Source organism: Silanimonas lenta DSM 16282, assembly GCF_000429065.1.
Classification (GTDB): domain Bacteria; phylum Pseudomonadota; class Gammaproteobacteria; order Xanthomonadales; family Xanthomonadaceae; genus Silanimonas; species Silanimonas lenta.
On sequence record NZ_AUBD01000001.1, the window covers coordinates 228,131 to 254,423 of the forward strand.

The 26,293-nt window shown below is 70.7% G+C and carries 23 protein-coding genes; 16 read left to right on the forward strand and 7 right to left on the reverse strand.

Annotation, left to right across the window (positions count from 1 at the left end; genetic code table 11):
- Nucleotide 1: 1 nt before the first annotated feature.
- Together serC and G408_RS14640 are read right to left on the reverse strand one after the other, a co-directional pair.
- Nucleotides 2-1,087 (reverse strand): 3-phosphoserine/phosphohydroxythreonine transaminase, encoded by a 1,086-nt coding sequence (gene serC, locus G408_RS0101055; protein ID WP_028769578.1) that lies wholly within the window; start codon nucleotides 1,085-1,087, stop codon nucleotides 2-4.
- Between the two features lie 135 nt (nucleotides 1,088-1,222).
- Entirely contained in the window at nucleotides 1,223-2,062 is an 840-nt protein-coding gene (locus G408_RS14640) for an FHA domain-containing protein (RefSeq protein ID WP_051282471.1), read from the reverse strand.
- Nucleotides 2,063-2,140: 78 nt separating this feature from the next.
- On the opposite strand from G408_RS14640, the gene G408_RS0101065 reads away from it, so the two are divergent.
- Nucleotides 2,141-2,419, forward strand: a complete 279-nt coding sequence (locus G408_RS0101065) for a polyhydroxyalkanoic acid system family protein (RefSeq protein ID WP_028769579.1) — start codon at nucleotides 2,141-2,143, stop codon at nucleotides 2,417-2,419.
- A 22-nt stretch (nucleotides 2,420-2,441) separates the two neighbouring features.
- Here G408_RS0101065 and G408_RS0101070 read toward each other — a convergent pair whose 3' ends face one another.
- A complete protein-coding gene (locus G408_RS0101070) occupies nucleotides 2,442-3,176 on the reverse strand; it encodes a DUF8198 family protein (protein ID WP_051282472.1) in 735 nt (244 codons plus the stop codon).
- A gap of 90 nt (nucleotides 3,177-3,266) precedes the next feature.
- Between G408_RS0101070 and G408_RS0101075 the strand changes: the two genes are divergently transcribed.
- The 3 genes from G408_RS0101075 (at nucleotide 3,267) to G408_RS0101085 (ending at nucleotide 6,333) form a co-directional block, all read left to right on the forward strand.
- The gene (locus G408_RS0101075) at nucleotides 3,267-4,544 is read left to right on the forward strand and encodes a patatin-like phospholipase family protein (protein ID WP_051282473.1); all 1,278 of its coding nucleotides are present in this window, start codon (nucleotides 3,267-3,269) and stop codon (nucleotides 4,542-4,544) included.
- An 82-nt stretch (nucleotides 4,545-4,626) separates the two neighbouring features.
- Complete coding sequence (locus tag G408_RS0101080; protein WP_028769582.1) at nucleotides 4,627-5,229, forward strand: phasin family protein; 603 nt, start codon at nucleotides 4,627-4,629, stop codon at nucleotides 5,227-5,229.
- 141 nt (nucleotides 5,230-5,370) lie between these two features.
- Nucleotides 5,371-6,333, forward strand: coding sequence for a hypothetical protein (locus G408_RS0101085; protein ID WP_028769583.1), 963 nt, complete (start codon nucleotides 5,371-5,373; stop codon nucleotides 6,331-6,333).
- Between the two features lie 31 nt (nucleotides 6,334-6,364).
- On the opposite strand, the gene G408_RS0101090 is transcribed toward G408_RS0101085, so the two are convergent.
- A complete protein-coding gene (locus G408_RS0101090; protein WP_028769584.1) occupies nucleotides 6,365-8,353 on the reverse strand; it encodes an SDR family oxidoreductase in 1,989 nt (662 codons plus the stop codon).
- 164 nt (nucleotides 8,354-8,517) lie between these two features.
- On the opposite strand from G408_RS0101090, the gene G408_RS0101095 reads away from it, so the two are divergent.
- Both G408_RS0101095 and G408_RS0101100 read left to right on the forward strand, forming a co-directional pair.
- Nucleotides 8,518-8,775 carry an acyl-CoA-binding protein gene (locus G408_RS0101095; RefSeq protein ID WP_028769585.1) on the forward strand — a complete coding sequence of 86 codons (258 nt, stop codon included), beginning with the start codon at nucleotides 8,518-8,520 and terminating at the stop codon, nucleotides 8,773-8,775.
- Between the two features lie 19 nt (nucleotides 8,776-8,794).
- On the forward strand, nucleotides 8,795-9,421 hold the full coding sequence (locus G408_RS0101100) for a TetR/AcrR family transcriptional regulator (RefSeq protein ID WP_028769586.1): 627 nt from the start codon (nucleotides 8,795-8,797) through the stop codon (nucleotides 9,419-9,421).
- Nucleotides 9,422-9,457: 36 nt separating this feature from the next.
- Here the strand turns inward: G408_RS0101100 and G408_RS0101105 are convergent, their stop codons facing one another.
- Nucleotides 9,458-9,922 carry a hypothetical protein gene (locus tag G408_RS0101105; RefSeq protein WP_028769587.1) on the reverse strand — a complete coding sequence of 155 codons (465 nt, stop codon included), beginning with the start codon at nucleotides 9,920-9,922 and terminating at the stop codon, nucleotides 9,458-9,460.
- A gap of 132 nt (nucleotides 9,923-10,054) precedes the next feature.
- Between G408_RS0101105 and G408_RS0101110 the strand changes: the two genes are divergently transcribed.
- The 10 genes from G408_RS0101110 to G408_RS0101155 all read left to right on the forward strand — a co-directional run bounded on the left by G408_RS0101110 (nucleotide 10,055) and on the right by G408_RS0101155 (nucleotide 19,785).
- Nucleotides 10,055-10,915, forward strand: coding sequence for a hypothetical protein (locus tag G408_RS0101110; protein WP_028769588.1), 861 nt, complete (start codon nucleotides 10,055-10,057; stop codon nucleotides 10,913-10,915).
- Nucleotides 10,912-12,198 (forward strand): nucleotide sugar dehydrogenase, encoded by a 1,287-nt coding sequence (locus G408_RS0101115; protein WP_028769589.1) that lies wholly within the window; start codon nucleotides 10,912-10,914, stop codon nucleotides 12,196-12,198. Before G408_RS0101110 ends, G408_RS0101115 begins: the two co-directional genes overlap by 4 nt.
- A 118-nt stretch (nucleotides 12,199-12,316) precedes the next feature.
- Complete coding sequence (locus tag G408_RS0101120) at nucleotides 12,317-13,324, forward strand: NAD-dependent epimerase (protein ID WP_028769590.1); 1,008 nt, start codon at nucleotides 12,317-12,319, stop codon at nucleotides 13,322-13,324.
- Nucleotides 13,325-13,464: 140 nt separating this feature from the next.
- Nucleotides 13,465-13,590, forward strand: coding sequence for a type B 50S ribosomal protein L36 (gene ykgO / locus G408_RS0101125; protein WP_010342887.1), 126 nt, complete (start codon nucleotides 13,465-13,467; stop codon nucleotides 13,588-13,590).
- A 121-nt stretch (nucleotides 13,591-13,711) separates the two neighbouring features.
- Nucleotides 13,712-14,041, forward strand: a complete 330-nt coding sequence (locus G408_RS0101130) for a hypothetical protein (protein ID WP_037411704.1) — start codon at nucleotides 13,712-13,714, stop codon at nucleotides 14,039-14,041.
- Between the two features lie 54 nt (nucleotides 14,042-14,095).
- The gene (locus tag G408_RS0101135; protein WP_028769592.1) at nucleotides 14,096-15,127 is read left to right on the forward strand and encodes an agmatine deiminase family protein; all 1,032 of its coding nucleotides are present in this window, start codon (nucleotides 14,096-14,098) and stop codon (nucleotides 15,125-15,127) included.
- A 37-nt stretch (nucleotides 15,128-15,164) separates the two neighbouring features.
- Complete coding sequence (locus G408_RS0101140) at nucleotides 15,165-16,049, forward strand: carbon-nitrogen hydrolase (protein WP_028769593.1); 885 nt, start codon at nucleotides 15,165-15,167, stop codon at nucleotides 16,047-16,049.
- A gap of 12 nt (nucleotides 16,050-16,061) precedes the next feature.
- Nucleotides 16,062-17,270 (forward strand): TraB/GumN family protein, encoded by a 1,209-nt coding sequence (locus G408_RS0101145; RefSeq protein ID WP_028769594.1) that lies wholly within the window; start codon nucleotides 16,062-16,064, stop codon nucleotides 17,268-17,270.
- A 140-nt stretch (nucleotides 17,271-17,410) separates the two neighbouring features.
- On the forward strand, nucleotides 17,411-18,514 hold the full coding sequence (gene proB, locus G408_RS0101150) for a glutamate 5-kinase (RefSeq protein ID WP_245584237.1): 1,104 nt from the start codon (nucleotides 17,411-17,413) through the stop codon (nucleotides 18,512-18,514).
- The gene (locus G408_RS0101155) at nucleotides 18,511-19,785 is read left to right on the forward strand and encodes a glutamate-5-semialdehyde dehydrogenase (RefSeq protein ID WP_051282474.1); all 1,275 of its coding nucleotides are present in this window, start codon (nucleotides 18,511-18,513) and stop codon (nucleotides 19,783-19,785) included. Before proB ends, G408_RS0101155 begins: the two co-directional genes overlap by 4 nt.
- Here G408_RS0101155 and G408_RS0101160 read toward each other — a convergent pair.
- Nucleotides 19,758-22,847, reverse strand: a complete 3,090-nt coding sequence (locus G408_RS0101160) for an efflux RND transporter permease subunit (protein ID WP_028769597.1) — start codon at nucleotides 22,845-22,847, stop codon at nucleotides 19,758-19,760. The genes G408_RS0101155 and G408_RS0101160 overlap by 28 nt on opposite strands.
- A complete protein-coding gene (locus G408_RS12500; RefSeq protein ID WP_037411706.1) occupies nucleotides 22,844-26,293 on the reverse strand; it encodes an efflux RND transporter permease subunit in 3,450 nt (1,149 codons plus the stop codon). The genes G408_RS0101160 and G408_RS12500 overlap by 4 nt, the downstream gene beginning before the upstream one ends.

Sequence of the window (26,293 nt, forward strand, 5' to 3'; positions counted from 1 at the left end):
CTCACCCGTGGCGGCGGGCGAAATCGCCCATGAAATCGACCAGGGCCGCCACCGCTTCGTACGGCAGGGCGTTGTAGAGCGAGGCGCGCATGCCGCCGAGATCGCGGTGGCCTTTCAGCGCCAGCAGGCCGGCAGCCTCCGATTCCCTGAGGAAGGCGGCATCGAGGGCTGGATCGTGCAGCATGAAGGGTACGTTCATCAGCGAGCGCGCTTCCTTCGTCACCGGGTTGCGGTAGAAGCCCCCGCTGCCGTCGATGGCCGCGTACAGGGCCTCGGCCTTGCGGCGGTTGCGGGCGGCGAACTCGGCCACCCCGCCCTGCTCGCGCATCCACTCGAAGACCAGGCCGGCGAGGTACCAGGCAAAGGTGGGGGGCGTATTGAGCATCGAGCCCTGGGCCGCATGCTCCTTGTAGCTGAGGATCTTGGCCCGCGGCTGGCCGGGGCGCTCCAGCAGGTCCTTGCGGATCACCATCACCACGAGCCCGGAGGGCCCGATGTTCTTCTGCGCGCCCGCATAGATGACGCCATACTTCGTCACGTCGATCGGGCGCGAGAGGATCGAGGAACTGAAGTCCGCCACCAGCGGTACGCCGCCGGTGTCGATGGCCTCGGGGAACTCGACGCCGTGGATGGTTTCATTGGCCGCGAGGTGGACGAAGGCGGCTCCGGGATCGATGGTGTAGCTGCCGGCGGCCGGCAGCGTGGTGTACTGGCTGGCGGCGGTGTCGGCGACGACGTTCACCGCGCAGTGCGCCTTGCCCTCGCTGGCGGCCTTCTTGCTCCAGGCGCCGGTGACGAGGTAGTCGGCGCGCTGCCCGGGGCTGGCGAGGTTCATCGGCAGCAGGGCGAAGTGGGTGGTCGCGCCGCCCTGGAGGAAGAGCACGGCGTAGTCTCCGGGGATGCCCATCAGGGCGCGGAGGTCGGCCTCGGCCTTCTCCGCAAGGGCGATGAAGGCCTTGCCGCGGTGCGAGACCTCCATCACCGAGGCACGCTCGCCGCCCCATTCGAGCAGCTCGGCCTGCGCCCGGCGCAGCACCGGCTCCGGAAGCACCGCCGGACCGGCACTGAAGTTGAATCCCCGCGACATCTTTCCACCTCCCATGGACGAAGCGCCGACGCTAGCACGCGCCGGCATCGTGCCGACAGTAGGCAAGATGCCTAGAGCCGAATCTCGAAATGCCCGTTGGGCATGGCCCGGCCTCCACCGTGGCCGGCCGGAGGCTCAGCCTTTCGGCGCGTAGACGAAGAAGGCGGTGAGCGCCGCGGCGAGCGCGGCGGCGGCGGCGATCAGAAGGTAGATGCCGGTGGGGTCGCGGCGTTTCGCCGGCGCGGGCGTGCTGCCCTGCACCGGCACCCGGATGGCCTGCATCGAGGCCACGGTCTTGGCTTCGCGGGCGCGGGCGGCGGCGGTCTGCGGCGCCCGGTTGAGAACCGGCACTTCGAGCACGAAGCGGACGGTGCCGATCTCGATCTGGTCGCCGGCGGCAAGCACGGCGGAGCGCACGGCATGGCCATTCACCCGCAGGCTGGCTCCCGGAGCGACCGCGCGGATGACCAGCCGGCCGTCCTCGAGGTCGATCAGGGCGTGGCGCTCCAGCACGCCCTCCCCCTCGACCCGCGGATCGCAGCCGCTGCCGCTGCCCAGCACCCGCGGCCCCTGCAGCGGCAGGCTGCGGCCGAACCAGATTCCGGCCATGCCGCGCAGCACGGCTCGGGGCGCGGCACTGGCCCAGTCGCCGCCGCTGCGCCGGCCCTGGCCGTTCTCGGCGGCCTCGGGGGGCGGCTGGTCGGATTCGATGCGCACCTGCACGCCGGAGAGGCAGACGAGGTCGCCCGGGCGCAGGTGGGCGATGCGTTTCACCGGGCGGGCATTCACCACCACCGGGGCCTCCTGCGGCACCGTGAGCCACTGGCCACGACGCCCGGCGGCGAAGACCGCATGCAGCGGCGAGAGTCCGGGAATGATGACCGACGTGCCGCCGCCGGCCGCGCTGCCGACACCCACCTGACCCTGCTCGATGTTGATCGCGGCGTGCTCGCCGTTGGGGAACGTCAGTCGCATGGGGCCTCCTGCCGGCCGAAAGGTAGCACAAGCCCCGGCGCGCTGGCCGCCGGCCGCCGGCTGGCGCAGAATCGGCGGATGGCCGACATCGATTTCCGCCGCAGGCATGCCCTCCCGCTCAAGGACGCCAAGGCGCGGGTGGAGCGCATCGCCGAACACATCGCCGGGCGCTTCGACCTCGACTATGGCTGGCGCGGCAACACCCTCGCCTTCTCGCGCAGCGGGGTGGAAGGCGAGATCACGGTAACGGCGAAGGAAGTGCACGTGCTGGTGCGGCTCGGCTTCCTGCTGTTCGCCCTGCGGCCGGCGATCGAGCGCGAGATCGAGCGCACCTTCGTCGAGCAGTTCGAGTCCTGAAGGCGAGGCCGAGGCCCTGGCCTCAGGGCTCGCCGAAGCCCGCGCCGAAGGGCTCCGGATGGCCGGCGAACAGGCGCCGGCTGACTTCGCTCTCGCCGCGCTCGACACGGGCGAGGAAGGGCCCGGCCCCGCCCAGGGCGTCGAAGGCCTGGAAGCCGCGCTCGAGGAAGGACTGCAGTTCGGAGAGCCCGGCCGCCTTCGCCGGCAGGCGGGCAGCCCGCAGCAGCCGGTACACCCCGTGGCGCCGCACTGCGGCATCGAGGCTCTGGCCCACCGCCACCACCAGGCGGATCTGCCGCCGGCGCAGCCGCGGGAAGCCGGCATCGCGGTAGATCTCGGCATAGCGCCGCACGTCGAGCCGCTGATAACGGCGCCGGCGCATCGCATCCACCAGCCTCAGGTCGAAGGCATGGCTCAAGGCATGCAATTCGATCGCATCCCGGGCCGCCGCCAGCAAGCTTTCCGGCAGCAGGTGCACCATCACCGGCATGATCCGGTCCACGTCACGGTCGCGGGCGCTGTAGTCGCGATCGCCGTAGAGGTCGGACAGGAAGAAGCGTCCGGCCGGCGCCATTGCCGGGTCGGCCAGGACGTCGGTGAAGCTGCGCTCGAGCCGGGCGGCCTGCCAGGCGCGGAGCACCGACAGGGCCGGCGAGCGGTTCCTCGGATCGTCGGGCGCGAACACCTCGGCGCGCCAGCGCAGCCGCCGGGCGATGGCAGCCTTGAGAAGCGGGCGCCGGGAGCTGTCGTCGGCCATGGTCGTATCGGAGGGAATACCGGGGCCATCATGAACCGCCGCCCGGGCTTGGGGCTAGAATCCGGGCGCTCTCCCGACAAGGCAGTGCCCATGCTCGTCGTCCAGCCCGCCGCTCCCCGCACGCCAAGCCAAGGCCGGATCGGCCTTGCCATCGCCGGCGGCGGCCCTACCGGGGGCATGTACGAGCTCGGCGCGCTGCGCGCCCTCGACCGTGCCATCGAAGGCCTCGACCTCACCCGCCTCGAGGTCTATGTGGGCGTGAGTTCCGGGGCCTTCCTCGCCGCAGGGCTGGCCAACCGCCTCAGCACCGAGGAGATGTGCCGCATCTTCCTCACCGGCGATGCCGAGGTGCAGTTCCGCCCCGAGATGTTCCTCAAGCCGGCCTTCGGCGAATACCTGCGGCGGGCCGCGAACGCGCCACGGCTGCTGCTGCGCTGGGCGCGCGAGGCCGTGGCCGACCCGGCGCGAGCCTCGCTCGGCGAACTGCTGACGCGGCTCGGCGGCGTGGTGCCGAACGGCCTGTTCGACAATGACGAGGTCGAGCTGTTCCTGCGCCGGCTGTTCACCTCGGGCGGACGCAGCAACGATTTCCGCGAGCTCGCCGCCGCCCTGTATGTGGTGGCGGTGGATCTCGACAGCGGCAAGGCCGTGCGCTTCGGCGGTCCGCACTGGGAGGACGTGCCGATCTCCCGTGCCGTACAGGCCAGCGCCGCCCTACCCGGCCTCTATCCGCCGGTGTGCATCCGCGGCCACCATTTCGTGGACGGCGCGCTGCGTCGCACCATGCATGCCTCCGTCGCGCTGGACAAGGGCATCGACCTGCTACTCGGCGTGAACCCGTTCGTGCCCTTCAATGCCAGCCGCGGCGGTAAGCGTCCGGCCGGGCTCGACCGGCTCGAGCAGGGCGGCCTGCCGGTGGTGCTCTCGCAGACCTTCCGCACCCTGCTGCAGAGCCGGATGCAGGTGGGGCTGGAGAAATACGCCCGGCAGTACCCGCACACCGACCAGCTGGTGATGGAGCCCGACGAGGACGACGGCGAGATGTTCTTCACCAGCGTGTTCAGTTATGACCACCGTCTGCGGGTCTGCGAATACGCCTTCCGCGCCACCCTCAAGGATCTGCGCGAGCGCCGCGAAACCCTGGCTCCGCTGTTTGCCCGCCACGGCCTGCGCCTGCGCGACGAGGTGCTCGGTGCTCCCAATCCGTCGATCCTCGATGGCGTGGGACCTCGCCGCCACCGCACCGAGACCACGGCGCGCCTCGCCCGTTCGCTCGACGAGCTGGAGGCGCGCCTGCGCGAAGAAAGCCGCCCGCGCGGCGGCCGCCGGCCACGGCCGCGCAAGGCGGCGAGAGCCCTGGACGGCTAGCCCGGGGCTGGTGTGAATGCTCTAGCCCCCGTACCGAGACTGCCATCACCGTACCCCCTCCCCCTGCACAGGACCGAGGCCCATGGCCAAGCTGAAGAAGTCGACCCGCACCGCCAAGAAATCCGCCGCCCCCGCGGATCTGCAGGCCAAGGCCGAGCAGCTCTCCCGCAGCCTCGCCGATTCCGCCCAGCAGGTCTGGCTGGCCGGCATCGGGGCATTCCAGCGCGCCCAGCAGGAGGGCAGCAAGCTGTTCGACGCCCTGGTGAAGGAAGGCGCCTCCTTCGAGGCCGTGACCCGCAAGCTCGCCACCGGCCGCGTCGATGCCGTGCGCGATGCCGTCGAGGAGCGCGTCGGTTCGGTGCGTGAGCGGGCCGTCGATACCTGGGACCGCCTCGAGAAGGTGTTCGAGGAGCGCGTGCAGCGCGCCCTCACCCGGCTTGGCGTGCCCACGCGCGAGGATCTCGCCGAGCTCAGCACCCGCGTCGATGCCCTGACCCGCGCGGTGAAGCAGCGCGGCAGCGCCCCGGCCGCGAAGCCGGCCGGCAAGGCCGTGGCGAAGAAGGCCGCGGTGAAGAAGGCCAAGCCCGCTCCGCGCGCGGCGAAGCCGGCGGCCCCCAAGGCTCCGGCCCGGGCCCGCAAGGCCGCGCTGGCCAGCGTCGCCGCTCCCGAGGCCCCGCAGGGCTGATCCCGTTTTCCACCCGCGCCTTCCGGCTGCCGCCCTCCCCGGCGGCCTCGGGCCGGGCTGGTTCCCGCCGCGGCGCCCATAGGGCGCCGCGTGGCTTTTGGGCTACCCTTCGCTCCCCCCGCCGTACGTGGTTTTGACCGGATGAGTGTCTTCCTCCCCCTGCTCCTCGCCCTGCTCGTCGTCGCCGGCCTGATCGCCGCCAGCCGCCTGTGGTTCGACCGCGTGCAACGGCGGCGCCTCGTCGGACAGATCGGCATCGAGGTACTGGCTGCCCGCCACTGGCGCGATGGCATGGGCCTGCTCCTGCGCGCTCTCGAGGCCGAGGGCTACCACGCCGAGGCCGATGCCCCGGCCGGCGCTCCCACTGGCGAGAAACTGCTGCGCCGCGCAGGCGGCAGCACCCTGTTCGTCTACAAGCATGGCACCGCCTACAGCCTCGCCCCTGCCGTCCTGCGCGAGGTCGAGCGGCGGCGCCAGGAGACCGAGGCCGACGATGTGCTGCTCGCCACCCTGGGCAGCATCGAGCCCGAGACCCTGGCCCAGGCCGCGCGCCTGCCGGTGCGCTGCCTGGACGGCGCCGAGGTCTGGCGCCGGGTGGAGCCGTTGCTCGACGGCCCCACCCGCGAAGGCATCCAGGCCGAGGCCGAGACCAAGGTCACCCGGCCGCGCCAACTGGCCACCCTGGGCGCGGCCGTCGCCGGCCTGGCGATCGTGGTGGGCGGCGGCGGCCTGCTCTCCGAGCTTCCGGCCCCGTCTCCGGAGGGAACCCCGGTCGCATCATCGCCGCTTCCGGCCACCGCTCGCCCGGCGCCGTCCGCGCTGGCGGAAGCCGGCGCCGGAGTGGCGACCCCGGAAAAAACGGCCCGGAGCGAAGACCCGGCAACGCGCCGCGCTGCCCTGGCCACGGCCCTGATCGCCCTGCCCGAGTTCGGCACCGCAGTGTGGTCCAGCAACACCACCCTGGTGCTGACACTCAAGGCCCGCGTCGATGCCGAGGAGGCGGTGGCCCGCGCCTGCACTCTCGCCGAGCGCTACCCCGAGCTGCGCGAGGTGCGGCTGCAGATCGAGGCCGGACAGGACGTACGCTGGCGCCGCTGCGGCTGAAGACCGCACGGCGGCACTCGCCGCGAATGCCTTACCAGTGCACGCCGCGCATCAGTGCAGCGAAGGCAATCTGTTCGTTGGTCGGCTTCTCGCCCTCGCGCACGCCCTTGATGCCCTTGGCCGCCGCCGAGTCCGGGAACAGCTCGTAGGCGGTATTCATCACGATCTCATAGGCCTTGGGCGCCACGGCATTGAGCACCGCGGCGAAGATGCCGAGCCGCGTGGCTACCCGGCTGGGCCGATCGATGATGGCCTGGACGATGAGGTCGGCAGCCTCCTCCGGCGAGAGCGTCGGCACCGAGTCGTATACCTTGGTCGGCGCGATCATCGGGGTCTTCACCAGCGGCATGTTGATGGTGGTGAAAGCGATGTTCTTGTTCGACAGCTCGCCCTGGGCACAGCGGCTGAAGGCATCGAGCGCCGCCTTCGAGGCCACGTAGGCAGAGAAGCGCGGCGAGTTCGCCAGCACGCCGATCGAGGAGATGTTGATGATGTGCCCGCCGCGGCGCTCGATCATCGACGGCAGCACGTTCATGATCAGGCGCAGGCTGCCGAAGTAGTTGAGCTGCATGGTCCGCTCGAAGTCGTGGAAGCGGTCGAAGCTGAGCTCGATCGAGCGGCGGATCGAACGGCCGGCGTTGTTGACGAGGATGTCCACCGGGCCGATCTCGGCCTGGATGGTCTGGATGAGCTGGTCGCAGCTGGCGTAGTCGGTGAGGTCGGCGGTGTAGGCGAAGCACTGCCCGCCCTTGGCCCGGATCTCGTCGCGGGCCTTGAACAGCTCTTCCTCGCCGCGGGCGCAGATCACCACCCGGGCGCCGGCCTCGGCGATCTTGTGCGCGGCGGCAAGCCCGATGCCCGAGGAACCGCCGGTGATGAGCACCACCCGGCCCTCGACCTTGCCGCGCAGCGAGCGGTCGACGAACAGGTCGGGGTCGAGATGGCGTTCCCAGTAGTCCCACAGGCGCCAGGCGTAGTCCTCGAGTTTCGGCACGGCAATGCCGCTGCCCTTCAGGGCGCGCTCCACCTCGCGGGTATCGAAGCGGGTGGGATAGGTGATGTAGCCCAGCGCCTGCTCCGGGATCCGCAGGTCGCGCAGCACCGCGCGGGTGAAGCGCTGCACCGGCGGCAGGTTCCTGATCGCGCTGCGGATGTAGCCCGGCACCACGGCGAACATCCTGGCGTCGATGCGCATGCTCATCTCGGGGGCATGGGCGGCGCGGGCGAACAGGTTCATCACCTCGCCGATGCGCATCGGCTCCGGGTCGACGAGGTGGAAGCATTTGCCGTCCAGCCCCCGCTTGTGGGCGATGTGGTCCATGGCATCGACCACGAAGTCCACCGGCACCAGGTTGATCCTGCCGCCCTCGATGCCCAGGGTGGGCATCCACTGCGGCAGGGTCTTGCGGATCTTCTTGATCAGGGTGAAGAGATAGTAGGGGCCGTCGATCTTGTCGATCTCGCCGGTCTTGCTGTGGCCGATGACCACGCCCGGGCGGTAGATGCGGAAGGGCACCGGGCAGCCCGTGCGCACCAGCCCTTCCGACTCGTGCTTGGTGCGGAAATAGGGGTCGTTCAGCCCCTCTGCCTCCTCGAACATGTCCTCGCGGAATACACCGGGGTAGAGGCCGGCCGCGGCAATCGAGCTGGTGTGGTGGAAGCACTGCGCCTTCACCGCGCCGGCGAACTCCATCGCGTACCTCGTGCCCTCGACATTGGCGATGCGCTGCGATTCGGCATCGGCGGTGAGGTCGTAGATGGCGGCGAGGTGGAAGACGTGCTTCACCTTGCCGGTAAGCGCCTTGAGCTGGGCGGCCGTGAGGCCGAGCTTCGGCCTGGCAAGGTCGCCGACCACCGGGAGCACCCGCTTCGGGTCCCAGCCCATGCGCGCCGCCGTCTCGTTGAACTTCTTCTGCGAGCCCTTGCGCACCAGCACGTGCACGGTGCCCCGGCGCTGCAGCAGCTTGCTGACCAGGAATCGGCCGATGAAACCGGTGCCGCCGGTCACGAAGTAGGTCATGTCGCAGTCTCCCCAGATCGACGTTGGACGGCCGCTTCGCCACGAGCCGCGCGGCCTCGTGGCTACGGTGCCAGAGGCCCACGGCACTGACAATCGCATCCGCGCGTTGACCGCCCCGGAGGCACATGCTATCCAGAGCGCGACGTTCTTCCAGGATGCCCGCGATGGCCGACCTCAAGACCCAGTTCGAACAGGCCAAGGAAGCCGTGATGGCCCTGGCCGAGCGCCCCGACAACGACACCCTGCTGCGCCTGTACGCCCTCTACAAGCAGGGCTCGGAGGGCGACGTCAATGGCGCCCGCCCCGGCTTCTTCGATTTCGTCGGCAATGCCAAGTACGAGGCCTGGGAGAAGCTCAAGGGCATGAGCCGCGAGGAGGCGATGCAGAAGTACGTCGACCTCGTGAAGAAGCTGACCGCCTGACGGCGGCGGGCTCCCGCGGATGGCTCCCCAGACCCGGCAACGGATCCTCGACTGTGCCCTGGCGATGTTCAACGCCCAGGGCGAGCCGAACGTGACCACCAACCACATCGCCGACGAGCTGGAGATCAGCCCGGGCAACCTGTACTACCACTTCCGCAACAAGGACGACATCATCGAGCAGCTGTTCGGCCGCTACGAGGAGCGGATCGGCGCGGCGATGACGGTGCCGGACGGGCGCCTGCCCGATCTCGAGGACATCTGGCTGCAGATGCACCTCGTGTTCGAGTGCATCTGGGACTACCGCTTCCTCTACCGTGATCTCGTGGACATCCTGAGCCGCAACCGGCGCCTGCGCCTGCGCTTCGCCCGGATCCTCAAGCGCGCCACCGAGAATGCCACGACGGTGATCCGCGGCCTTGCCCAGGCCGGCATCCTCCGCGCCTCGGTGGCGGAGATGGAGGCTCTCGCCACCAACCTCCTGGTGCTGGCCACCTTCTGGCTGAACTACGCTGCGGCGCGCGGCGACCAGGACGAGGCCAGGTCGATCCGCCAGGGCATCGTCCAGGTGATGATGCTGATCTCGCCCTTCCTGCGCGACGCCGAGCGTGTCCACCTCAACACGCTGAGCCAGGCCTACGCCGACTGACCGCCGCCGGGACTGCGGCGGCGGCCGTGTGCCGGCTTACGCGGCACGCCGGCGGGCAGGAGCCGCCTTCTTCGCCGCCGGGCGGCGGGTCCGGCCCGTCTTGGCCGCTTTGCGCGGGGCCTTCGGCTTCGCCGGCCGGGCGAAGGTGGGCAGGCCGGCACGGGCAAGCAGCGGGTTGAGACGCTGGCCCAGCGCGTCGATGCCCTGCCCCGCGATCCTGCCGGCCCGATCGCCGATGGCGGCGAGTTCGCGGCGCACCGGGGCGAGGCGGCCCTCGGCCTCCCGGCGCAGCTTGCAGGCTTCCTTCTGGGCGGTGGCGACGGCGGCCTCGGCCCCGGCCTTCAGGCGCTGCGGCAGGGCGACGGCCTGGGCCGCGAGACGGCCGGCTTCGCGGCGGGTGACGATGGCCGCCCCGAGACCGGCGAGGAACAGGGTGCGGGGCGTGACGGCTTCGGGAGCGCGGCGGCGCGCCGGGGAGGTGCGGGTGCGGTTCGTGGCCATGGGGACACCGTGGGACATCGCGCCGGGATTGGCAGCAGGGCGAGTCTCGAATCCACCCGCCGAGCTTTCACACTAGACGCGAACGCAATCTCGACGCAGGCTTCGCGCATCGTTCCGGAGGAGAGAGCGGCGATGGCGGCGAAGAAGAAAGGCGGCTGGGCGGCCCTGCCGGCGAAGGCACCGAGGTTCGATTTCGGCGGCGAGGCGCTGAAGAAGCACTGGAAGGCGCTGCACGCCGGCGATGCCGAGCCCTTCCCCGATGCGAAGCGCGCCGCGGTCTTGCTGAAGGCCGCCGGCAAGGCCGCCCCGAAAGGACTCGATGCCGACGCTCTCGCCGCGGCCCTGCAGGAAGGCTGGCGCGCCTTCCACGAAGGCAGGTTCGAGGCCGCCTACGAGGCCGGCGTCGCCCTCGGGCCGGTGGGCGCCTCGCTGGCGACCAAGGCCATGGGCATCCATGCCGCCTATCTCGTCGACGACGACAAGGAACGCCTGGCGCGCTTCGAGCAGGTGGCCGCGCTGGCGGACGCCGCCATCGCCGCCCTGCCCGACGAAGCCAACAGCCATTACCGCAAGGCCTTCGGCCTTGGCCGCTACAGCCAGGGCATCAGCATCCTTTCCGCGCTCAAGCAGGGGCTGGCGGGCAAGGTGCGCGAATGCCTGGACCGCACGCTGTCCCTCGAGCCCGGGCATGCCGAGGCACGGCTGGCACTGGCGGTGTACCACGCCGAGATCGTGTCGAAGGTGGGGGCCATGATCGCCGGCCTGACCTACGGGGCGAAGGCCAGCGAGGCGGAAAAGCAGCTGGAGGCCGCACTCGGGCGGATGCCGGAAGCACCGGTGGCCTGGCTGGAGAAGGGCAACGTCATCCTGCTGCTGCAGGGCGGGAAAGGCGAGGACGCGGCCGCCGCGGCCTACGAGAAGGCCGCCTCGCTGAAACCGCGCGATGCCATGGAATGGCTGGATGCCCGCCATGCCGCCGGGCTGATCGAATGACGGCATCGGACATTGCCTCGCTGCGCCTTGGCATCATCGGCCTTGGCTATGTCGGCCTCCCCCTCGCCGTCGAGTTCGGCAAGCAGCTGCCCACCCTGGGCTTCGACATCGATGCCCGGCGCATCGCGGCACTGCGCGAGGGCGTCGACCACACCCTGGAGGTCGACCCGGAAGAGCTGCGTTCGGCGACGAACCTGCGGTTTTCGACGGAGATGACCGATCTCGAGGCCTGCAACGTCTACATCGTCACCGTCCCCACCCCGATCGATGCGGCCCGCCGCCCGGACTTCGGCCCCCTGCTCGGCGCCAGCCGCACCGTGGGCCGCACCCTGAAGCGCGGCGACATCGTGGTCTTCGAGTCCACCGTGTACCCCGGGGCCACCGAGGAGGTCTGCGTGCCGGTGATCGAGCGCGAGTCCGGCCTGCGCTACAACATCGATTTCTTCTGCGGCTACAGCCCCGAGCGCATCAACCCCGGCGACAAGCAGCACCGCCTGCCGGACATCGTGAAGGTGACCTCCGGCTCCACCCCCGAAGTGGCGGAAACCGTGGACGCGCTCTACCGCCGGATCATCCGCGCCGGCACCCACAAGGCCTCCAGCATCCGGGTGGCCGAGGCCGCGAAGGTGATCGAAAACACCCAGCGCGACCTCAACATCGCGCTGATGAACGAGCTGGCCAAGCTGTTCTCGCGCCTCGGCATCGACACCCACGAAGTCCTGCAGGCCGCCGGCACCAAATGGAACTTCCTGCCCTTCCGTCCCGGGCTGGTGGGCGGCCACTGCATCGGCGTCGACCCCTACTACCTCACCCACAAGGCCCAGGAAGTGGGCTACCACCCCGAGGTGATCCTCGCCGGCCGGCGCATCAACGACGGCATGGGCGCCCATGTGGCGCACCGGGTGGTGAAGCTGATGAGCCGCCGCGGCCTGCACCTCGTCGGCGCGCGGGTGCTGGTGATGGGCCTCGCCTTCAAGGAGAACTGCCCGGACCTGCGCAACACCCGGGTGATCGACGTGATCCACGAACTCTCGGGCTTCGGCATGGCCGTGGAGGTCTGGGACCCCTGGGTGGACGCGGCCGAGGCCCGGGCCGAGTACGGGCTCGAGCTGTTGGCCGGCACACCGGAACCGGGCCGCTACGATGCCGTGGTGCTGGCGGTGGCCCACCGCGAGTTCCAGGCCCTGGGGGCGGAGGCGGTCCGTGCCCTGACCCGCCCCGGGGGCGTGCTGTTCGACGTGAAATGCGTCCTGCCCCGCGCGGCCGTCGACGATCGCCTGTGAACCACCCGTCAAAAAGTGTGACGGAATCATCAAAATGTCCTGCGGCCGGGGTATCGTGTCCCGGCTGACCCTCCAACGCCCCCGCCCGGTCGCATGACGCGGCCCCCTGGAGTTCCCGATGCGCATCCTCATCACCGGCGCCGCCGGCTTCATCGGCTCGACGCTGGCCCACCGCCTGCTCGACCGCGGCGACGAGGTGCTCGGCTACGACAACCTCAACGACTACTACGACGTGCGCCTGAAACAGGCGCGGCTCGACCGCCTGACACCACGCCCGGGCTTCTCCTTCGTGAAGGCGGCGCTCGAGGACCGCGCGGCGCTCGAAGCCGCCTTCGACACGTTCAGGCCGCAGCGGGTGGTGAACCTGGCGGCCCAGGCCGGGGTGCGCTACTCGCTGGAAAACCCGCGCGCCTACGTCGATGCCAACATCGTCGGTTTTCTCAACATCCTCGAGGCCTGCCGGCACAAGGGCGTCGAGCACCTCGTCTACGCCTCCTCGAGCTCGGTCTACGGCAGCAACCGCAAGCTGCCCTTCGCGGTGGAGGACAGTGTGGACCACCCGGTGAGCCTGTACGCCGCCAGCAAGAAGGCCAACGAGCTGATGGCGCACACCTACAGCCACCTCTTCGGCCTGCCCACCACCGGCCTGCGCTTCTTCACCGTCTACGGCCCCTGGGGTCGCCCGGACATGGCGCTGTTCCTGTTCACGAGGAAGATCCTCGCCGGCGAGCCGATCGACGTCTTCAACTACGGCAACCACAGCCGCGACTTCACCTACATCGACGACATCGTCGAGGGCGTGGTGCGCACGCTCGACCGCGTGCCCGGCCCGGACCCCGCCTTCGACCCGATGCAGCCCACGCCGGCCAGCAGCAGCGCGCCCTACCGCGTCTACAACATCGGCAACCACACCCCGGTGAAGCTCTCGCGCTACATCGAGCTGATCGAGGAGGCCACCGGCCGCCGCGCCGAGAAGCGCCTGCTGCCGCTGCAGCCGGGCGACGTGCCCGACACCGAGGCCGATGTCTCCGCCCTGATGCGCGACACCGGCTACTCGCCCGGCACGCCGGTGGAGGTGGGGGTGAGGCGCTTCGTCGAGTGGTACCGGGATTTCTACCGGGTGTGAAAACGCCGGCCGGCTGCAGATAACCGGGAACAGCCCGCAGGTTTCCTGAACGCCCGCCGCCCCGCGCCTTGAACATCCCGCCGCCGATGCCGCATACTCGGGTGCTTTCCGCAATCCTCCCTCTCGCCCACAGGTGCCGCATGAAAGTCCTTTCGTCCCTGAAGTCCGCGAAGGCCCGTCACCGCGACTGCAAGGTCGTGCGTCGCCGTGGCAAGGTCTTCGTGATCTGCAAGTCGAACCCGCGCTTCAAGGCCCGTCAGCGCTGAGCTACGCCCCGCCCTGCGCCTGCGACGCCGGCCCCGTGCCGGCGTCGCCGTTTCCGGGGTTTGGCGAAGCCGCGCCGCAGTGCCACAATCGGCCCGCCCCTCGGCCACGGAGACCGATTCCATGATGCGTACCGCCCTCATCGCCACCCTGCTGCTGCTCGGGGCCGCCGCCCCGGCCCATGCCGACCGTCTGCTGATCGAGCGCACCCGCGCCGCCGAGGCTGCCAACCTGCCGGCCCGGGGCATGACCATGGCCCAGGTCGAGGCCCGGTTCGGCGCGCCGGCACAGAAACTGGAACCGCGCGGCGGCCAGCGCCCGCAGTGGCCGGTGATCCACCGCTGGGTCTACCCGCAGTTCACCGTCTACTTCGAGCGCGACCGCGTGGTGAACGCGGTGCTGAACCGCGCCTCCCCCAACGAGACCGGCCCGGCCCCCGTCGGCGCCCGCTGATCGCCTGATGATGTCCTGCGAGGCGCGGCCCGACGCCGCGCCTTTTTCTTGGTGATGCCGATGAGCCTCCGCTTTCCCGCCGAATGGGAACCCCAGGACGCCGTCCTGATTGCCTGGCCACATGCCGGCACCGACTGGGCCGAACGCCTCGCGGAGGTCGAATCGACCTACGTGGCGCTCGGCGTGGCCATCACGCGCTTCCAGCGCCTCGTCATCATCGTGGCCGACGCCGCACTCGAGGCCCATGCGCGCGGTCTGCTCGCCGCGGCGGGCGCCGACCCCGCCCGCCTGCGCTTCGTTCACGCGGCCTACGACGACACCTGGCTGCGCGATTCCGGTCCGATCACGCTGCGCGAGGGCGAGGCCTTCCGCCTGCTCGATTTCCGTTTCACCGGCTGGGGCGGCAAGTACGGCGCGGCCCGGGACGACGCGCTCATTTCACAGCTCGTCGCAGCCGGCCTGTTCACGCGCGCGAAGCACCAACGCATCGACTTCGCCCTCGAGGGCGGCGGCATCGAGACCGATGGCGCGGGCACCCTGCTCACCACCTGGCAGTGCCTGCACGAGCGCCACCCGGGGCTCACCCGCCAGGAGATCGCCTGGCAGCTGGAGAATGCCCTGCAGCAGCAGCGCGTGCTCTGGCTCGACCATGGCGCCCTCGATGGCGACGACACCGACGCCCACATCGACACCCTCGCCCGCTTCGCCGCGCGCGACGCCATCGTGTTCCAGGACTGCGACGATCCTGCCGACTCGCACTATGCCGGCCTCAAGGCCATGGCGGCGGAACTCGCTGCCCTGCGCACCACCGACAACCGGCCCTATCGCCTCTACCCGCTGCCCTGGGCACGGCCGATCATCGACGAAGGCCGCCGCCTCGCCGCCTCCTACGCGAACTTCCTGATCATCAATGGCGCGGTGCTGATGCCGGCCTATGGCGACAGGGCGGATGCCGCCGCGGCCGTAATGCTGGGCAATGCCTTCCCGAACCATGCCATCGTGCCCGTCCCCTGCCGCCCGCTGATCTGGCAGAACGGCAGCCTGCACTGCATCACCATGCAGCTGCCCGCCGGACTGCTGGCCTGATTCCGCAAGACACTCCTCCTCTCCCGCGAGCAAGCCCATGAACCGGATGCTGAAAGTCGCCCTCGTCCAGGAAATGAACCGGGGGGATGCCGAAGCCAACCTCGCCTGCATCGAGCAGCGCGTGGCGGAGGCGGCTGCCGGCGGCGCGAAGCTGGTGCTGCTGCAGGAACTGCACAACGGCCCCTATTTCTGCCAGCACCAGAGTGTCGACGAGTTCGACCGCGCCGAACCCATCCCGGGCCCCAGCACTGCGCGCCTGTCCGCGCTCGCGAAGCGGCACGGCGTGGTGCTGATCGGATCGCTGTTCGAACGCCGGGCGCCGGGCCTCGCCCACAACACGGCGGTGGTCTTCGACACCGACGGCCGCTTCGCCGGCAAGTACCGGAAGATGCACATCCCCGACGACCCGGGCTTCAACGAGAAGTTCTACTTCACCCCGGGCGATCTTGGCTTCACCCCGATCGATACCTCGGTGGGGCGTCTTGGTGTGCTCGTCTGCTGGGACCAGTGGTACCCGGAAGCCGCCCGGCTGATGGCCCTGGCCGGCGCCGACCTGCTGCTCTACCCGACCGCGATCGGTTGGGACCCGCGCGATGCCGAGGCCGAGAAGGAGCGTCAGCGCATGGCCTGGATCCTCTCGCACCGCGGCCACGCGGTCGCGAACGGCCTGCCGGTGCTCACCTGCAACCGGACCGGCTTCGAGGCCTCGCCCGCGGGCGGCCCGGGCATCCAGTTCTGGGGCTCCAGCGCCGTGTTCGGCCCGCAAGGCGAGGTGCTGGCCGAGGCCTCGCGCGATGCGGCCGAGGTGCTGTTCTGCGAGGTCGACCTCGCCCGCGGCGAGGCGGTGCGCCGCATCTGGCCCTTCCTGCGCGACCGCAGGATCGACGCCTACGGCGATCTCGTGAAGCGCTTCCGCGACTGAGCGCCGGCCGCCATGGACGCGCACTCCCTCCCGGCCGCGCTGGCCGGCCAACCCCTCGCCCGCGTGGAACGCGAGGGCGTGCACTACACCCTGCTCGGCACCGCGCATGTCTCGAAGGAGAGCGTGGAGGCGGTGCAGGCCGCGCTGGAAAGCGGGGCCTTCGACGTGGTGGCGGTGGAGCTGGATCCGGCACGGCACCGCGCCCTCGTGGCGCCCGAGGCCCTCGCCTCGATCGACCTGGTGGCGGCGATCAAATCTGGCAAGGCCGGACTGCTGGCCGCCAACCTCGCGCTCGCCGCCTACCAGCGCCGGCTCTCCGAGCAGCTCGGCATCGAGCCCGGCGCCGAGCTCAAGGCCGCTGCCGTGGGGGCCACGGCCCGAGGCCTGCGCCTGCTGCTGGTCGACCGCGACATCGGCACCACCTTCCGGCGCGCCTGGGCCCGGCTGGGCTTCTGGAAGCGGGCCATGCTCGGGGCGGGCATCGCCACCGGCCTCGTGGTGGACGAGAGGGTGGACGACACCGCGATCGAGAAGCTCAAGCAGGGCGACGTGCTGGAGGCCAGCTTCGCCGAGTTCGCCGGCACGAGCCCCGAGCTCTATGAATCCGTGATCGCCGAACGCGACCGCTACATGGCGGCCAAGCTGCGTGCCGCCGCCCTGCCCGCCGGAAGCCGCGTGCTGGCGGTGGTGGGGGCCGGGCATCTCGCTGGCCTCGCCCAGGCCCTGGAGCACGGGGAAGGCACACCGGAGGCCGAGATCGCGTCGCTCGAGGCTCTGCCGCAAGGCAGCCGCATCCCCTGGTTCACCCTGCTGCTCGCCGCCTTGCTGCTCGGCGGCTTTGCCTGGGGCTGGCAACAGGGCGGGATCGAGACCGGCGGCGCGGTGCTGCTGCACTGGGTGCTGGTCACCGCCGCCGGCGGGGCGCTGGGCTGCCTCGCTGCGGGCGGGCACCCCTTGAGCATCCTCGCCGCGGCGGCCGCCTCGCCGCTCACGCCCCTGCACCCGGCCCTCGGCTCGGGCACGGTGAGCGCCCTCGTCGAGGCCTGGGTGCGCAGCCCGGGCTACGCCGATTTCCTCGCCCTGCGCGAGGACACGCGCCGGCTCGGCGGCTGGTGGCGCAACCGCGTGGCCCGCACCCTGCTCAACTTCTTCCTTACCTCGCTCGGCACGGCGCTGGCGGTGTGGGTGGCCGGCGCCGGCATGCTGGCGAAACTGCTCTGAGCACCGGCAAAGAACCCGCGGTGATTTGACGGCTCCAGCGCACTGGGGTGAACTCGGGCGCCCGCCTGCTGGAAGCCCGTCCCGTGGCCTCGACGCCCCCGCCCCTGCCCGCCGCCTCCCACGCCCCGTCCGGAGAGCGCGTGGCGCTGCCGCGCTGGAACCGGGCGGTGGTGAAGGTGGGCAGCAACCTGATCGCCCCGGAGGGCGGGCGGCTGTCCACCCGCCACCTGCTCGGCATCGCCCGCCTCATCGCCGGCCTGCGCGAGGGCGGGCGCGAGGTGGTGCTGGTGTCCTCCGGCGCCGTGGCGGCCGGCCGCGCCCTGCTCGGCGGCCACGAGGGCCGCGCCATCCCGGCCAAGCAGGCCCTGGCCGCCCTCGGCCAGCCGCGCATGTTCGAGGCCTGGGCACGGCTCTTCGACGGCCCCAGCGCCCAGGTGCTGCTGGCCTACGACGACCTGCGCAACCGCCGCCGCTTCGTCAATGCCAAGAACACCCTGCGCGAGCTGCTGCGGCTCGGCGTGCTGCCGATCGTCAACGAGAACGACTCGGTGGCGGTGGACGAGCTCCGGGTGGGCGACAACGACAACCTCGCCGCCCATGTGGCAGTGCTGGTGGATGCCGACCTGCTGCTGATCCTCTCCGATGTCGATGCGCTCTACGAGGCCGATCCGCGCCGCCACCCCGGGGCAGGCCGCATCGCCCGCGTCGAGGCCATCGACGAGGCGGTGATGGCCCTCGCGGGCGGGGCCGGCTCGGCGGTGGGCACCGGCGGCATGCGGACCAAGCTGGAGGCCGCGGCCAAGGCCGCCGCCCGCGGCATCGCCACGGTGGTGGCGCGCGGCAGCTGCCCCATGGCGCTGGAGGCGCTGGCCCGCGGTGAATGCCCGGGCACCCTGTTCGCCGCCACCGCCTCACGGGTGAGCGCCAAGCGCCACTGGATGCACCACGCGCTCGGCTGCGAGGGCCGGCTGCGCATCGATGCCGGCGCCGTGCGCGCACTGCGCGAGCGCGGGGCCTCGTTGCTGCCTGCCGGGGTGCGCGAGGTGCAGGGCAGCTTCCGCGCCGGCGATGCCGTCGAGGTGCTGGCGGAAGGCGAGGAACGCCCCTTCGCCAAGGGCATCGCCCAGTACGATGCCAGCGATCTTAGGCGCATCGCCGGCCGCCCCAGTACCGAGTTCCCCGCCCTGCTCGGCTACGAGGGCCCCGAAACCGCCATCCATCGCGACGACCTGGTGCTGCTGTGAGCCCCGACGAGACCCTGCTGATCCGCCGCTGCGCCGAGGCCGCGCGTGCCGCCGCGCGGCGCATGGCCGCCACCGATGCCGCCACCCGCGAGGCCCTGCTGGAGGCCGTGGCCCGCGAACTCGAGGCCGGGCGCGAGGCCATCCTCGCCGCCAATGCCCGCGACCTCGAGGCCGGCCGCGCCGCCGGCCTCGGTGCCGCCATGCTCGACCGCCTCGCCCTCGACCCTGTGCGGCTCGAGGCCCTGATCGCCGCCGTGCGGGCGGTGAATGCCCTGCCCGATCCGCTGGGCGAAGTGGCCTGGGAACGCACCCGCCCCGACGGCCTGCGGATCGGCCGCCTGCGCGCCCCGCTCGGCGCCATCGCCATGGTCTACGAGTCGCGGCCGAACGTGACCGTGGATGCCGCCGTGCTCTGTCTCAAGGCCGGCAATGCCTGCGTGCTGCGCGGCGGTTCCGAGGCCCGGCACAGCAATGCCGCCCTGCTCGCCTGCGTGCAAGCCGCGCTGGAAGGCCTCGGGCTGCCGCCGGAGGCCGCGAGCGGCGTGCCGGTGCCGGGGCGCGAGGCGGTGGCCGAACTGCTGCGTCACGACGACTGCCTCGACCTCGTGATCCCGCGCGGCGGCGAGGGCCTGATCCGCCAGGTGGCGGCGGTGAGCCGGGTGCCGGTGATCCGCCACTACAAGGGCGTCTGCCACCTGTTCGTGGAACGCAGCGCCGATCCCGAGGCCGCGCTGCGCCTGCTCATCGATGGCAAGTGCGCCCGCCCTTCCGCCTGCAATGCACTCGAGACCCTGCTGGTCGATGCCCCGATCGCCGCCAGCTTCCTGTCCCGCGCCGCCGCCGCGCTCGCCGCCCGCGGCGTGCGCCTGCGCGCCTGTCCCGCCGCCCTGCCGCTGTTGCCGGGTGCCGAGCCCGCCAGCGCGGAGGACTGGGACCGCGAATACCTCGACCTCGTGCTGTCAGTGCGCGTGGTGGAGAGTTTCGATGCCGCACTCGCCCACATCGCCCGCCACGGCTCGCTGCATACCGAGGCCATCGCCACCCGCGACCCGGGGCTCGCCGCACGCTTCCGCCGCGAGGTCGATGCCTCGGCGGTGATGGTGAATGCCTCCACCCGCTTCAACGACGGCGGCGAGCTCGGCCTCGGCGCCGAGATCGGCATCTCCACCACCAAGCTGCACGCCTACGGCCCGATGGGCCTCGAGGCCCTGACCACCCGGAAGTGGGTGGTCGAGGGCGAGGGTCACACCCGCACGCCGGTCGCCACCTGAGCGCGGCGGAAGGCCGCGCCGGCCCAGTTGCCCAGATCGTCGAGGAGGGCGTAGATGGTGGGCAGGAACAGCAGGCTCACCACGGTGGAGAAGAGGAGGCCGCCGACGATGGCGCGGGCCATCGGGTAGTAGGCCGGCCCATCGCCGCCGATCTGCGCCCCGGCGAGCGTGAGCGGCAGCATGCCGAGGATGGTGGTACCCATGGTCATCAGGATCGGCCGCAGGCGCTCACGGCTGCCCTCCACCAGGGCATCGAGGCGGTTCATGCCGGCGCGCCGCAGATTGTTGATGTGCTCGATCATCACGATGCCGTTGTTCACCACCACGCCCATCAGCACCAGGATGCCAATGGCCGACATGATGGTGAAGGTGGTATCGGTGAACACGAAAAACCAGAACACGCCGAAGGCCGAGAACACGATGCTGCTCATGATGGCGAGCGGATAGAGCAGCGATTCGAACAGCGCCGCCATCACGATGAAGATCATCACGATGGCCACCACGGTATTGAAGGCCATCTGCTGCGCGGCTTCCTCGTTGCGGCTGAAATCGCCGCCATAGCCATAGCCGTAGCCCGGCGGGAACGTCACCCGCGAGAGCACCTCCTCCATCGCCTTGCGTGCGTCCTCGGTGGTCCTGCCCTCGGCGAGATTGGCCACGATGCCGAGCGAGGTGCGGCGGTTCTCGCGGTTGATCTGGCCGCTGCCCCGCAGCACCTCCACGTCCACCATCGACATCAGCGGCACCCGGCTGCCATCGCGGCGGGTGAGCGAGAGCGAGGCCAGGTCTTCGGTGCGGAACTGCTCGCTGCCGGCGAAGCGCACCGTCATCGGCACCTCCTGCCCCGGGCGGCGGAACTCGCGCAGCGGCAGGCCGCGCAGGGCGATGGCGAGGTACTGCGCCACCTCGCGGGTGCTGAAGCCATAAGCCGCGGCCCGCTCGCGGTCCACCCGCACCCGGATCTCGCTGCTCTCGTCGCCCTCGTCGATGCGCACGTCGCGCAGTTCCGGGCGCCGTGCGAGCAGGGGCACGATCTCGCCGGCCAGAGCCTGCAGCTCCTCGCTGGAATCGCCGCGCAGGCTCACCCGGATGCCCTGGCCCTGCCCGCCGCCGGCACCGCCGCCACCGGGGCCACTGCCGCGCAACCCGATCTCGGCGAGCGCCGATTTCGGCAGCTTCTCGCGCACCCGCTTCTCCAGTTCCTCCACCGGCAGCAGGCCGGGGCCCTCCGAACGCAGGGTGAGGGTGATGCCGCCCCAGCCCTGCTCGCTCCAGACGGTGAAGATCTGCTCGATCTGCAGGGCCTCGCGCTCGGCGTCGAAGATGGCCTCGACCTTGAGCATCTCCTCCATCATCTGCTCCAGGCGATAGGCGCCGTTCCAGTTGAAGAAGATCCTGAGCTCGCGCCCCGGATCGTTCTTGAACATGTCGACCTTCATCATCCCGGTGACGACCGGCACCAGGCTGGCCGCCACGATCAGCACGATCCCTGCCACCGAGGCGGCGCGGTGCTGCAGCGACCAGCGCAGCCCCTTCGCGTAGCGCTCCTGCAGGCGGTGGATGAAGCCCTGGCGGCGTTCGAAATCGGCGGGGCTCTGGATGCGCGCCGAGAGCATCGGGATCAGGCTCACCGCCACCAGCCAGGAGGCCAGCAGGGCGATGGTGATGGCGAGCGCCACCTGGCCGAGGAAGATGCTGATCTGGTTCACTGCGCCGAACAGGTTCGGCACGAAGACGATGATGCTGGTGAGCGTGCCGGCACTGATCGCCAGCTGCACGCTGCGGGTGCCTTCGATGGCGCAGCGGTAGGGGTCGCCGGGATATTTCTCGCGGTACTGGTGGATGCTCTCCACCACCACCACGGCATTGTCCACCAGCATGCCAAGCCCGAGCAGCAGGCCCATCATGGTCAGCACGTTGAGGGTCATGCCGAGGAAGTACATCACCCCCAGGGTCATCACGATGCAGATCGGGATGGCCAGCGCCACCATCAGGGTGCTCGGCCAGTGGCGCAGGAAATAGAACAGCACCAGTACCGAGAGCAGGCAGCCGACGATGCCGGCATTCACCAGCTCGCGCAGCGAGCTCTTCACGCTGTCGGCCTGGTTGTCGGCGATGAACAGCCGGATGCCGTGCAGCTCCGGCAGCTTCTCGATCTCGCGCATCTCCGCCAGCACCGCCGCGGCCATCTCCACCAGGTTGGCATCGGCCTCGCGCTGGATGTCGATGCCCACCGCGGGCCGGCCATCGAGCCGTCGCCCCACCGTGGTCCGGCGCGGTTTCAGTTCCACCGAGGCGATGTCGGAGAGCCTGAGCCCCTGCGGGTTCAGCACCAGGTTGCGCAGTTCGTCGAGATCACGGATCTCGCCCACCGGCTGCACCCGGATGCGCTTCCCGGCATCGTCGATCTCGCCGGCCGAAACCGAGAAGTTGATGGCCTGCAGCTTCGCCGCCAGTTCGTTGAGCGCCACGTTGTGGGCGCCGAGGCGGACCGGGTCGATGCCGATCTCCACCTCCGGCGGCTCGACGCCGACGATGTCCACCCGGGCCACCCCGGGGATGCGCTCGATCCGGCGCTTGAACACCCGCTCCAGCATCGGGTACTCGCCACGCAGGTCGCGCTCGCTGGAAAAGCGCAGGCGCAGTACCGGCTCGTCGGTGGTGGAGAACTTGAGCACGAACCAGCGCTGGAAGTCGTCGGGCAGTTCACTGCGGATCGCGTCGAGCCGGTCGCGGGCCTCGGAAGCGGCGATGTTGGTGTTGCGGCTCCAGTCGCTGAACTCCATGAACACGCCACCACCATCCGGTCCGGCGCGGGAATACAGGTTCTTGATGCCCGGCAGGGTGGCGAGCGCCTCTTCCACCGGGCGCACCACGGTGCGCTCCACTTCCTCCGGCGTCGAGCCGGGATAGGGAAGGTCGATGTAGAGGAAGGGGGCGGTCACCGCCGGAAAGCGCTCGAGCGGCAGCTTCCAGGCGGCGATGAGCCCCAGCACCAGCAGCGAGACGTAGAACATGATGGCCGAGACCGGCCGGCGCAGGCTGAGCTCGGCCAGGGTCATGGCGCCGCCTCCGCCTCGCGGCCGGCGCCGGCGATGGCGCGCAGACGCTCGCCCTCGCGGGTCCAGGCCTCGTCGGTGCTGCGGTCGAGCAGCAGGTAGACCACCGGGATCACCACCAGGGTGAGCAGGGTGGAGACGAGCAGGCCACCGATCACCGTGATCGCCATCGGCGCCTTCACCTCGGCCCCCTCGCCACCGAAGAAGGCCAGCGGGGCGAAGCCGAACAGGGTGGTGAGGGTGGTCATGATGATCGGCCGCAGGCGGGTGCTGGCGCCCTCGACCAGGGCCTCGCGCTTGGAGAGGCCGGAGAGCCTCAGCTGGTTCACCTTGTCGATCAGCACGATGGCGTTCTTCACCACGATGCCGACCAGCAGGATCAGACCGATGAACACCACCACCGAGAGCGTGGAGCCGCTCAGCACCAGGGCCAGCACGGCGCCGACGATGGCGAGCGGGATGGTGAACAGGATGACGAAGGGGTGCAGCAGCGATTCGAACTGCGAGGCCATCACCAGGTAGACGAGGAAGATGGCCAGCCCGAAGGCGAACAGCAGCGACTGGATCGAACGTCCCAGTTCCTCGCTCTGGCCGCCGAAGGCCAGCCGCAGGTCGGCCCCCAGCGGCTGCTCGGCCACCATCCGCTGCACCTCGGCCACCGCCGTGCCGAGGTCGATGCCGCGCAGGTTGGCCGAGATGATGGCGGCCCGGGTCTGGTCGACGCGGTTGATCTCGCCCGGCCCCACCGTCTGCACCACCTCGGCCACCGCCGAGAGCGGCACCGGGCGCTCGCTCTGCGGGTTCACGATCAGGTCACGGATGGCCTCCACCGAGGCGCGGTCGGCCTCGCGCGAGCGCACCAGCACGTCGATCTTGCGGTCGCGGAAGCTGTAGCGGGTGGCCACCTCGCCGCGCACCTTGCGCACCACCTCGTCGGCGATCTGCCGGGTGGTGAGGCCAAGGGCGGCGGCGCGCTCCTGGTCGAAGCGGATCTGTACTTCGGGGAAGCCCTGCTCCACGCTGGACTTCACGTCGGCGAAATGCGGCGAGGCCTCGAGCATGGCGGCCACCCGGCGCCCCGCGGCCTCGATCGCGGCAAGATCGCTGCCGCGCACCTCGATCTCCAGCGGCGTGGACAGGCTCACCAGCTCCGGGCGGCTGAACTTCACGTCCACACCGGGATACTGGGCCATGAAGGCCCGGATCTCCTCGGTGAGCGCCTCCTCGGTGGCCCGGCTGTACCCCCGGCCCAGCACCACCGACATCCGCGCGATGTTCTCGCCCGACTCCGTGGGATTGGCGTCCAGCCGGGTTCCGGTGCCACTGACCCCGAACAGGGCCTGGATGCGCGGATCGCCCTCGAAGCGCCCCTGCACCACGGAGAGCAGGCGGTCGGTGTCGCGCAGCGGGGTGCCGGGCGGCAGGCGCGCCGTCATCTCGAAGCGGTCCTGCGCCAGCTGCGGGATCAGGTCGGTGCCGAGCGTGGTGGCGAGCAGCAGCGAGAGGGCGAAGGCGGCCCCGGCCGAGCCCAGCACCAGGCCGGGGCGCTGCAGTGCGCCTGGCAGCAGGCGCTGGGTATAGAGCCGTGCCAGCCGCTCATAGGGCTGGAGCAGCCAGGCGCCGAGGCGGCCGAGCAGCGGCAGCAGGCCTTGCAGGAAGGCCCGCCAGGCCAGCAGGGCGGCGCGTACCAGCGCGGTGCCGAGGGCGATGAGCCCCCAGCGCAGCAGCAGCCAGGGCAGCGCGGCCAGGAAGGCCAGCGCGCCCGGCAGCGCGCCCCAGGGGCGCGGCAGGCGGCCCGCCACCGCGACGAAGGGAGCACGCAGGTAGGCCAGGAAGGCCGCCCGGTCGCGTGGCAGGGCGAGCACGCCGGGCTCGCGCTCCAGCGGAAACCCCATCGGCGCCGTGGCCTTGAGCGAGCTCAGCATCGGGATCAGGGTGAGCGCCACCACCATCGAGATCAGCAGGGCGATCGAGACGGTGAGCGCCTGGTCGCGGAACAGCTGGCCGGCCACCCCTTCCACGAACACCAGCGGCAGGAACACCGCCACCGTGGTGAGGGTAGTGGCGACCACCGGCATGCCGACCTCGCGGGTGCCGGTGATGGCCGCCTCCAGCAGGCCCAGGCCGCGCTCACGGGCCTTGGCGATGTTCTCCAGCACCACGATGGAATCGTCCACCACCATGCCGGTGGCGAGCGCCAGCCCGGCCAGCGACATCACGTTCAGCGACAGTCCGAGCTGCCCCATGAAGAAGAAGGTGGCGATGATCGATACCGGCAGCGAGAGCGCGATGACGAAGGTGCTCCACGGATCGCGCAGGAAGAAGAAGATGACGAGGATGGCGAAGAAGCCGCCCAGCACCGCCTCGGTGCGCACCTCGGCCAGGGCAGCGCGGATGAATACCGACTGGTCCTCCACCATCCGCAGGGAGATGCCGTCGATCACGTAGACATTCGGGTCGGCATCGGCCCGGCCCGATGCCGGCCGGCGGCTCCCCGGCGGCTTCGGGGCCGCATCCTGCTCCATGGCACGCAGCGCCTTGCGCACGGCCTCGGCCACCGCCACGGTGTTGGCGTCGCCTTCCTTGTAGACGGCGAGTTCCACCGCTTCGGCCGAGCCGATGCGGATCACCGCCTCGCGCTCCTTGTGCCCCTGCTCCACGGTGGCGATGTCGCCCAGGCGCACCGGAACGCCATTGACAGTGGCCACCAGAAGCTCGCGCATCTGCGCCACGGTGGCGAACTGGTTCACCGTCCGCACCAGGTAGCGCTGCGTCCCTTCCTCGATGCGGCCGCCGGAGAGGTTCACGTTCTCCTGCGCGAGGCGCTGGATCACCGCATTCACGTCGAGGTTGAGCTGGGAGAGCTTCTCCTGGTCGATCAGCACCTGCACCTCGTCCTCGAGGCCGCCGCCCACCTTGACTGCCGCCACGCCGGGCACCGGCTCCAGCCGGCGCTTGAGCGTCTCCTCGGCGTAGCGCCGAAGGGCCATCAGCTCCGCCTCGCTGGCCTGCGCCCCCGAGGAGGCCAGGGCCAGCCGCAGGATCGGCTGGGTACTCGGGTTGAAGCGCAGCAGCACCGGGGCCTTGGCCTCCAGCGGCAGGCGCAGCAGCTCGATCTTGTCGCGGGTCTCGAGGCTGGCCTGGTCCATGTCGGTGCCCCAGGCGAACTCCAGCACCACGTCACTCTGCCCGGTGCGCGAGACCGAGCGCAGCTTGCGCAGGCCCTTCACCACGCCCACCGCCTGCTCGATCGGCTCGGTGATCAGCGCCTCCACCTCGCTCGGCGCGGCGCCGGTGTACTCGGTGCGCACGGTGAGCGTGGGGTAGCTCAGGTCCGGCAGCAGGTTGACCTTCAGGTCCTTCAGCGCGATCAGGCCGAAGAGCACCAGGGTCAGCATGGCCATCGCCACCGTCACGCGGCGGCGGGTCGCGAGTTCGATCAGGCTCAT

Bases quoted from the DNA above. Each gene is read 5' to 3' on its own strand.
- G408_RS0101115 (WP_028769589.1), top strand. From the start codon at position 10,912: ATGACGGCATCGGACATTGCCTCGCTGCGCCTTGGCATCATCGGCCTT.
- G408_RS0101085 (WP_028769583.1), top strand. From the start codon at position 5,371: ATGAGTGTCTTCCTCCCCCTGCTCCTCGCCCTGCTCGTCGTCGCCGGC.
- G408_RS0101075 (WP_051282473.1), top strand. From the start codon at position 3,267: ATGCTCGTCGTCCAGCCCGCCGCTCCCCGCACGCCAAGCCAAGGCCGG.
- G408_RS0101090 (WP_028769584.1), bottom strand. From the start codon at position 8,353: ATGACCTACTTCGTGACCGGCGGCACCGGTTTCATCGGCCGATTCCTG.
- G408_RS0101105 (WP_028769587.1), bottom strand. From the start codon at position 9,922: ATGGCCACGAACCGCACCCGCACCTCCCCGGCGCGCCGCCGCGCTCCC.
- G408_RS0101135 (WP_028769592.1), top strand. From the start codon at position 14,096: ATGCCGATGAGCCTCCGCTTTCCCGCCGAATGGGAACCCCAGGACGCC.
- G408_RS0101065 (WP_028769579.1), top strand. From the start codon at position 2,141: ATGGCCGACATCGATTTCCGCCGCAGGCATGCCCTCCCGCTCAAGGAC.
- serC (WP_028769578.1), bottom strand. From the start codon at position 1,087: ATGTCGCGGGGATTCAACTTCAGTGCCGGTCCGGCGGTGCTTCCGGAG.
- G408_RS0101080 (WP_028769582.1), top strand. From the start codon at position 4,627: ATGGCCAAGCTGAAGAAGTCGACCCGCACCGCCAAGAAATCCGCCGCC.
- G408_RS0101130 (WP_037411704.1), top strand. From the start codon at position 13,712: ATGATGCGTACCGCCCTCATCGCCACCCTGCTGCTGCTCGGGGCCGCC.
- G408_RS0101145 (WP_028769594.1), top strand. From the start codon at position 16,062: ATGGACGCGCACTCCCTCCCGGCCGCGCTGGCCGGCCAACCCCTCGCC.
- G408_RS0101095 (WP_028769585.1), top strand. From the start codon at position 8,518: ATGGCCGACCTCAAGACCCAGTTCGAACAGGCCAAGGAAGCCGTGATG.
- G408_RS0101100 (WP_028769586.1), top strand. From the start codon at position 8,795: ATGGCTCCCCAGACCCGGCAACGGATCCTCGACTGTGCCCTGGCGATG.
- G408_RS0101110 (WP_028769588.1), top strand. From the start codon at position 10,055: ATGGCGGCGAAGAAGAAAGGCGGCTGGGCGGCCCTGCCGGCGAAGGCA.
- ykgO (WP_010342887.1), top strand. From the start codon at position 13,465: ATGAAAGTCCTTTCGTCCCTGAAGTCCGCGAAGGCCCGTCACCGCGAC.
- G408_RS0101070 (WP_051282472.1), bottom strand. From the start codon at position 3,176: ATGGCCGACGACAGCTCCCGGCGCCCGCTTCTCAAGGCTGCCATCGCC.
- G408_RS12500 (WP_037411706.1), bottom strand. From the start codon at position 26,293: ATGAGCCTGATCGAACTCGCGACCCGCCGCCGCGTGACGGTGGCGATG.
- G408_RS14640 (WP_051282471.1), bottom strand. From the start codon at position 2,062: ATGCGACTGACGTTCCCCAACGGCGAGCACGCCGCGATCAACATCGAG.
- G408_RS0101120 (WP_028769590.1), top strand. From the start codon at position 12,317: ATGCGCATCCTCATCACCGGCGCCGCCGGCTTCATCGGCTCGACGCTG.
- G408_RS0101140 (WP_028769593.1), top strand. From the start codon at position 15,165: ATGAACCGGATGCTGAAAGTCGCCCTCGTCCAGGAAATGAACCGGGGG.
- G408_RS0101160 (WP_028769597.1), bottom strand. From the start codon at position 22,847: ATGACCCTGGCCGAGCTCAGCCTGCGCCGGCCGGTCTCGGCCATCATG.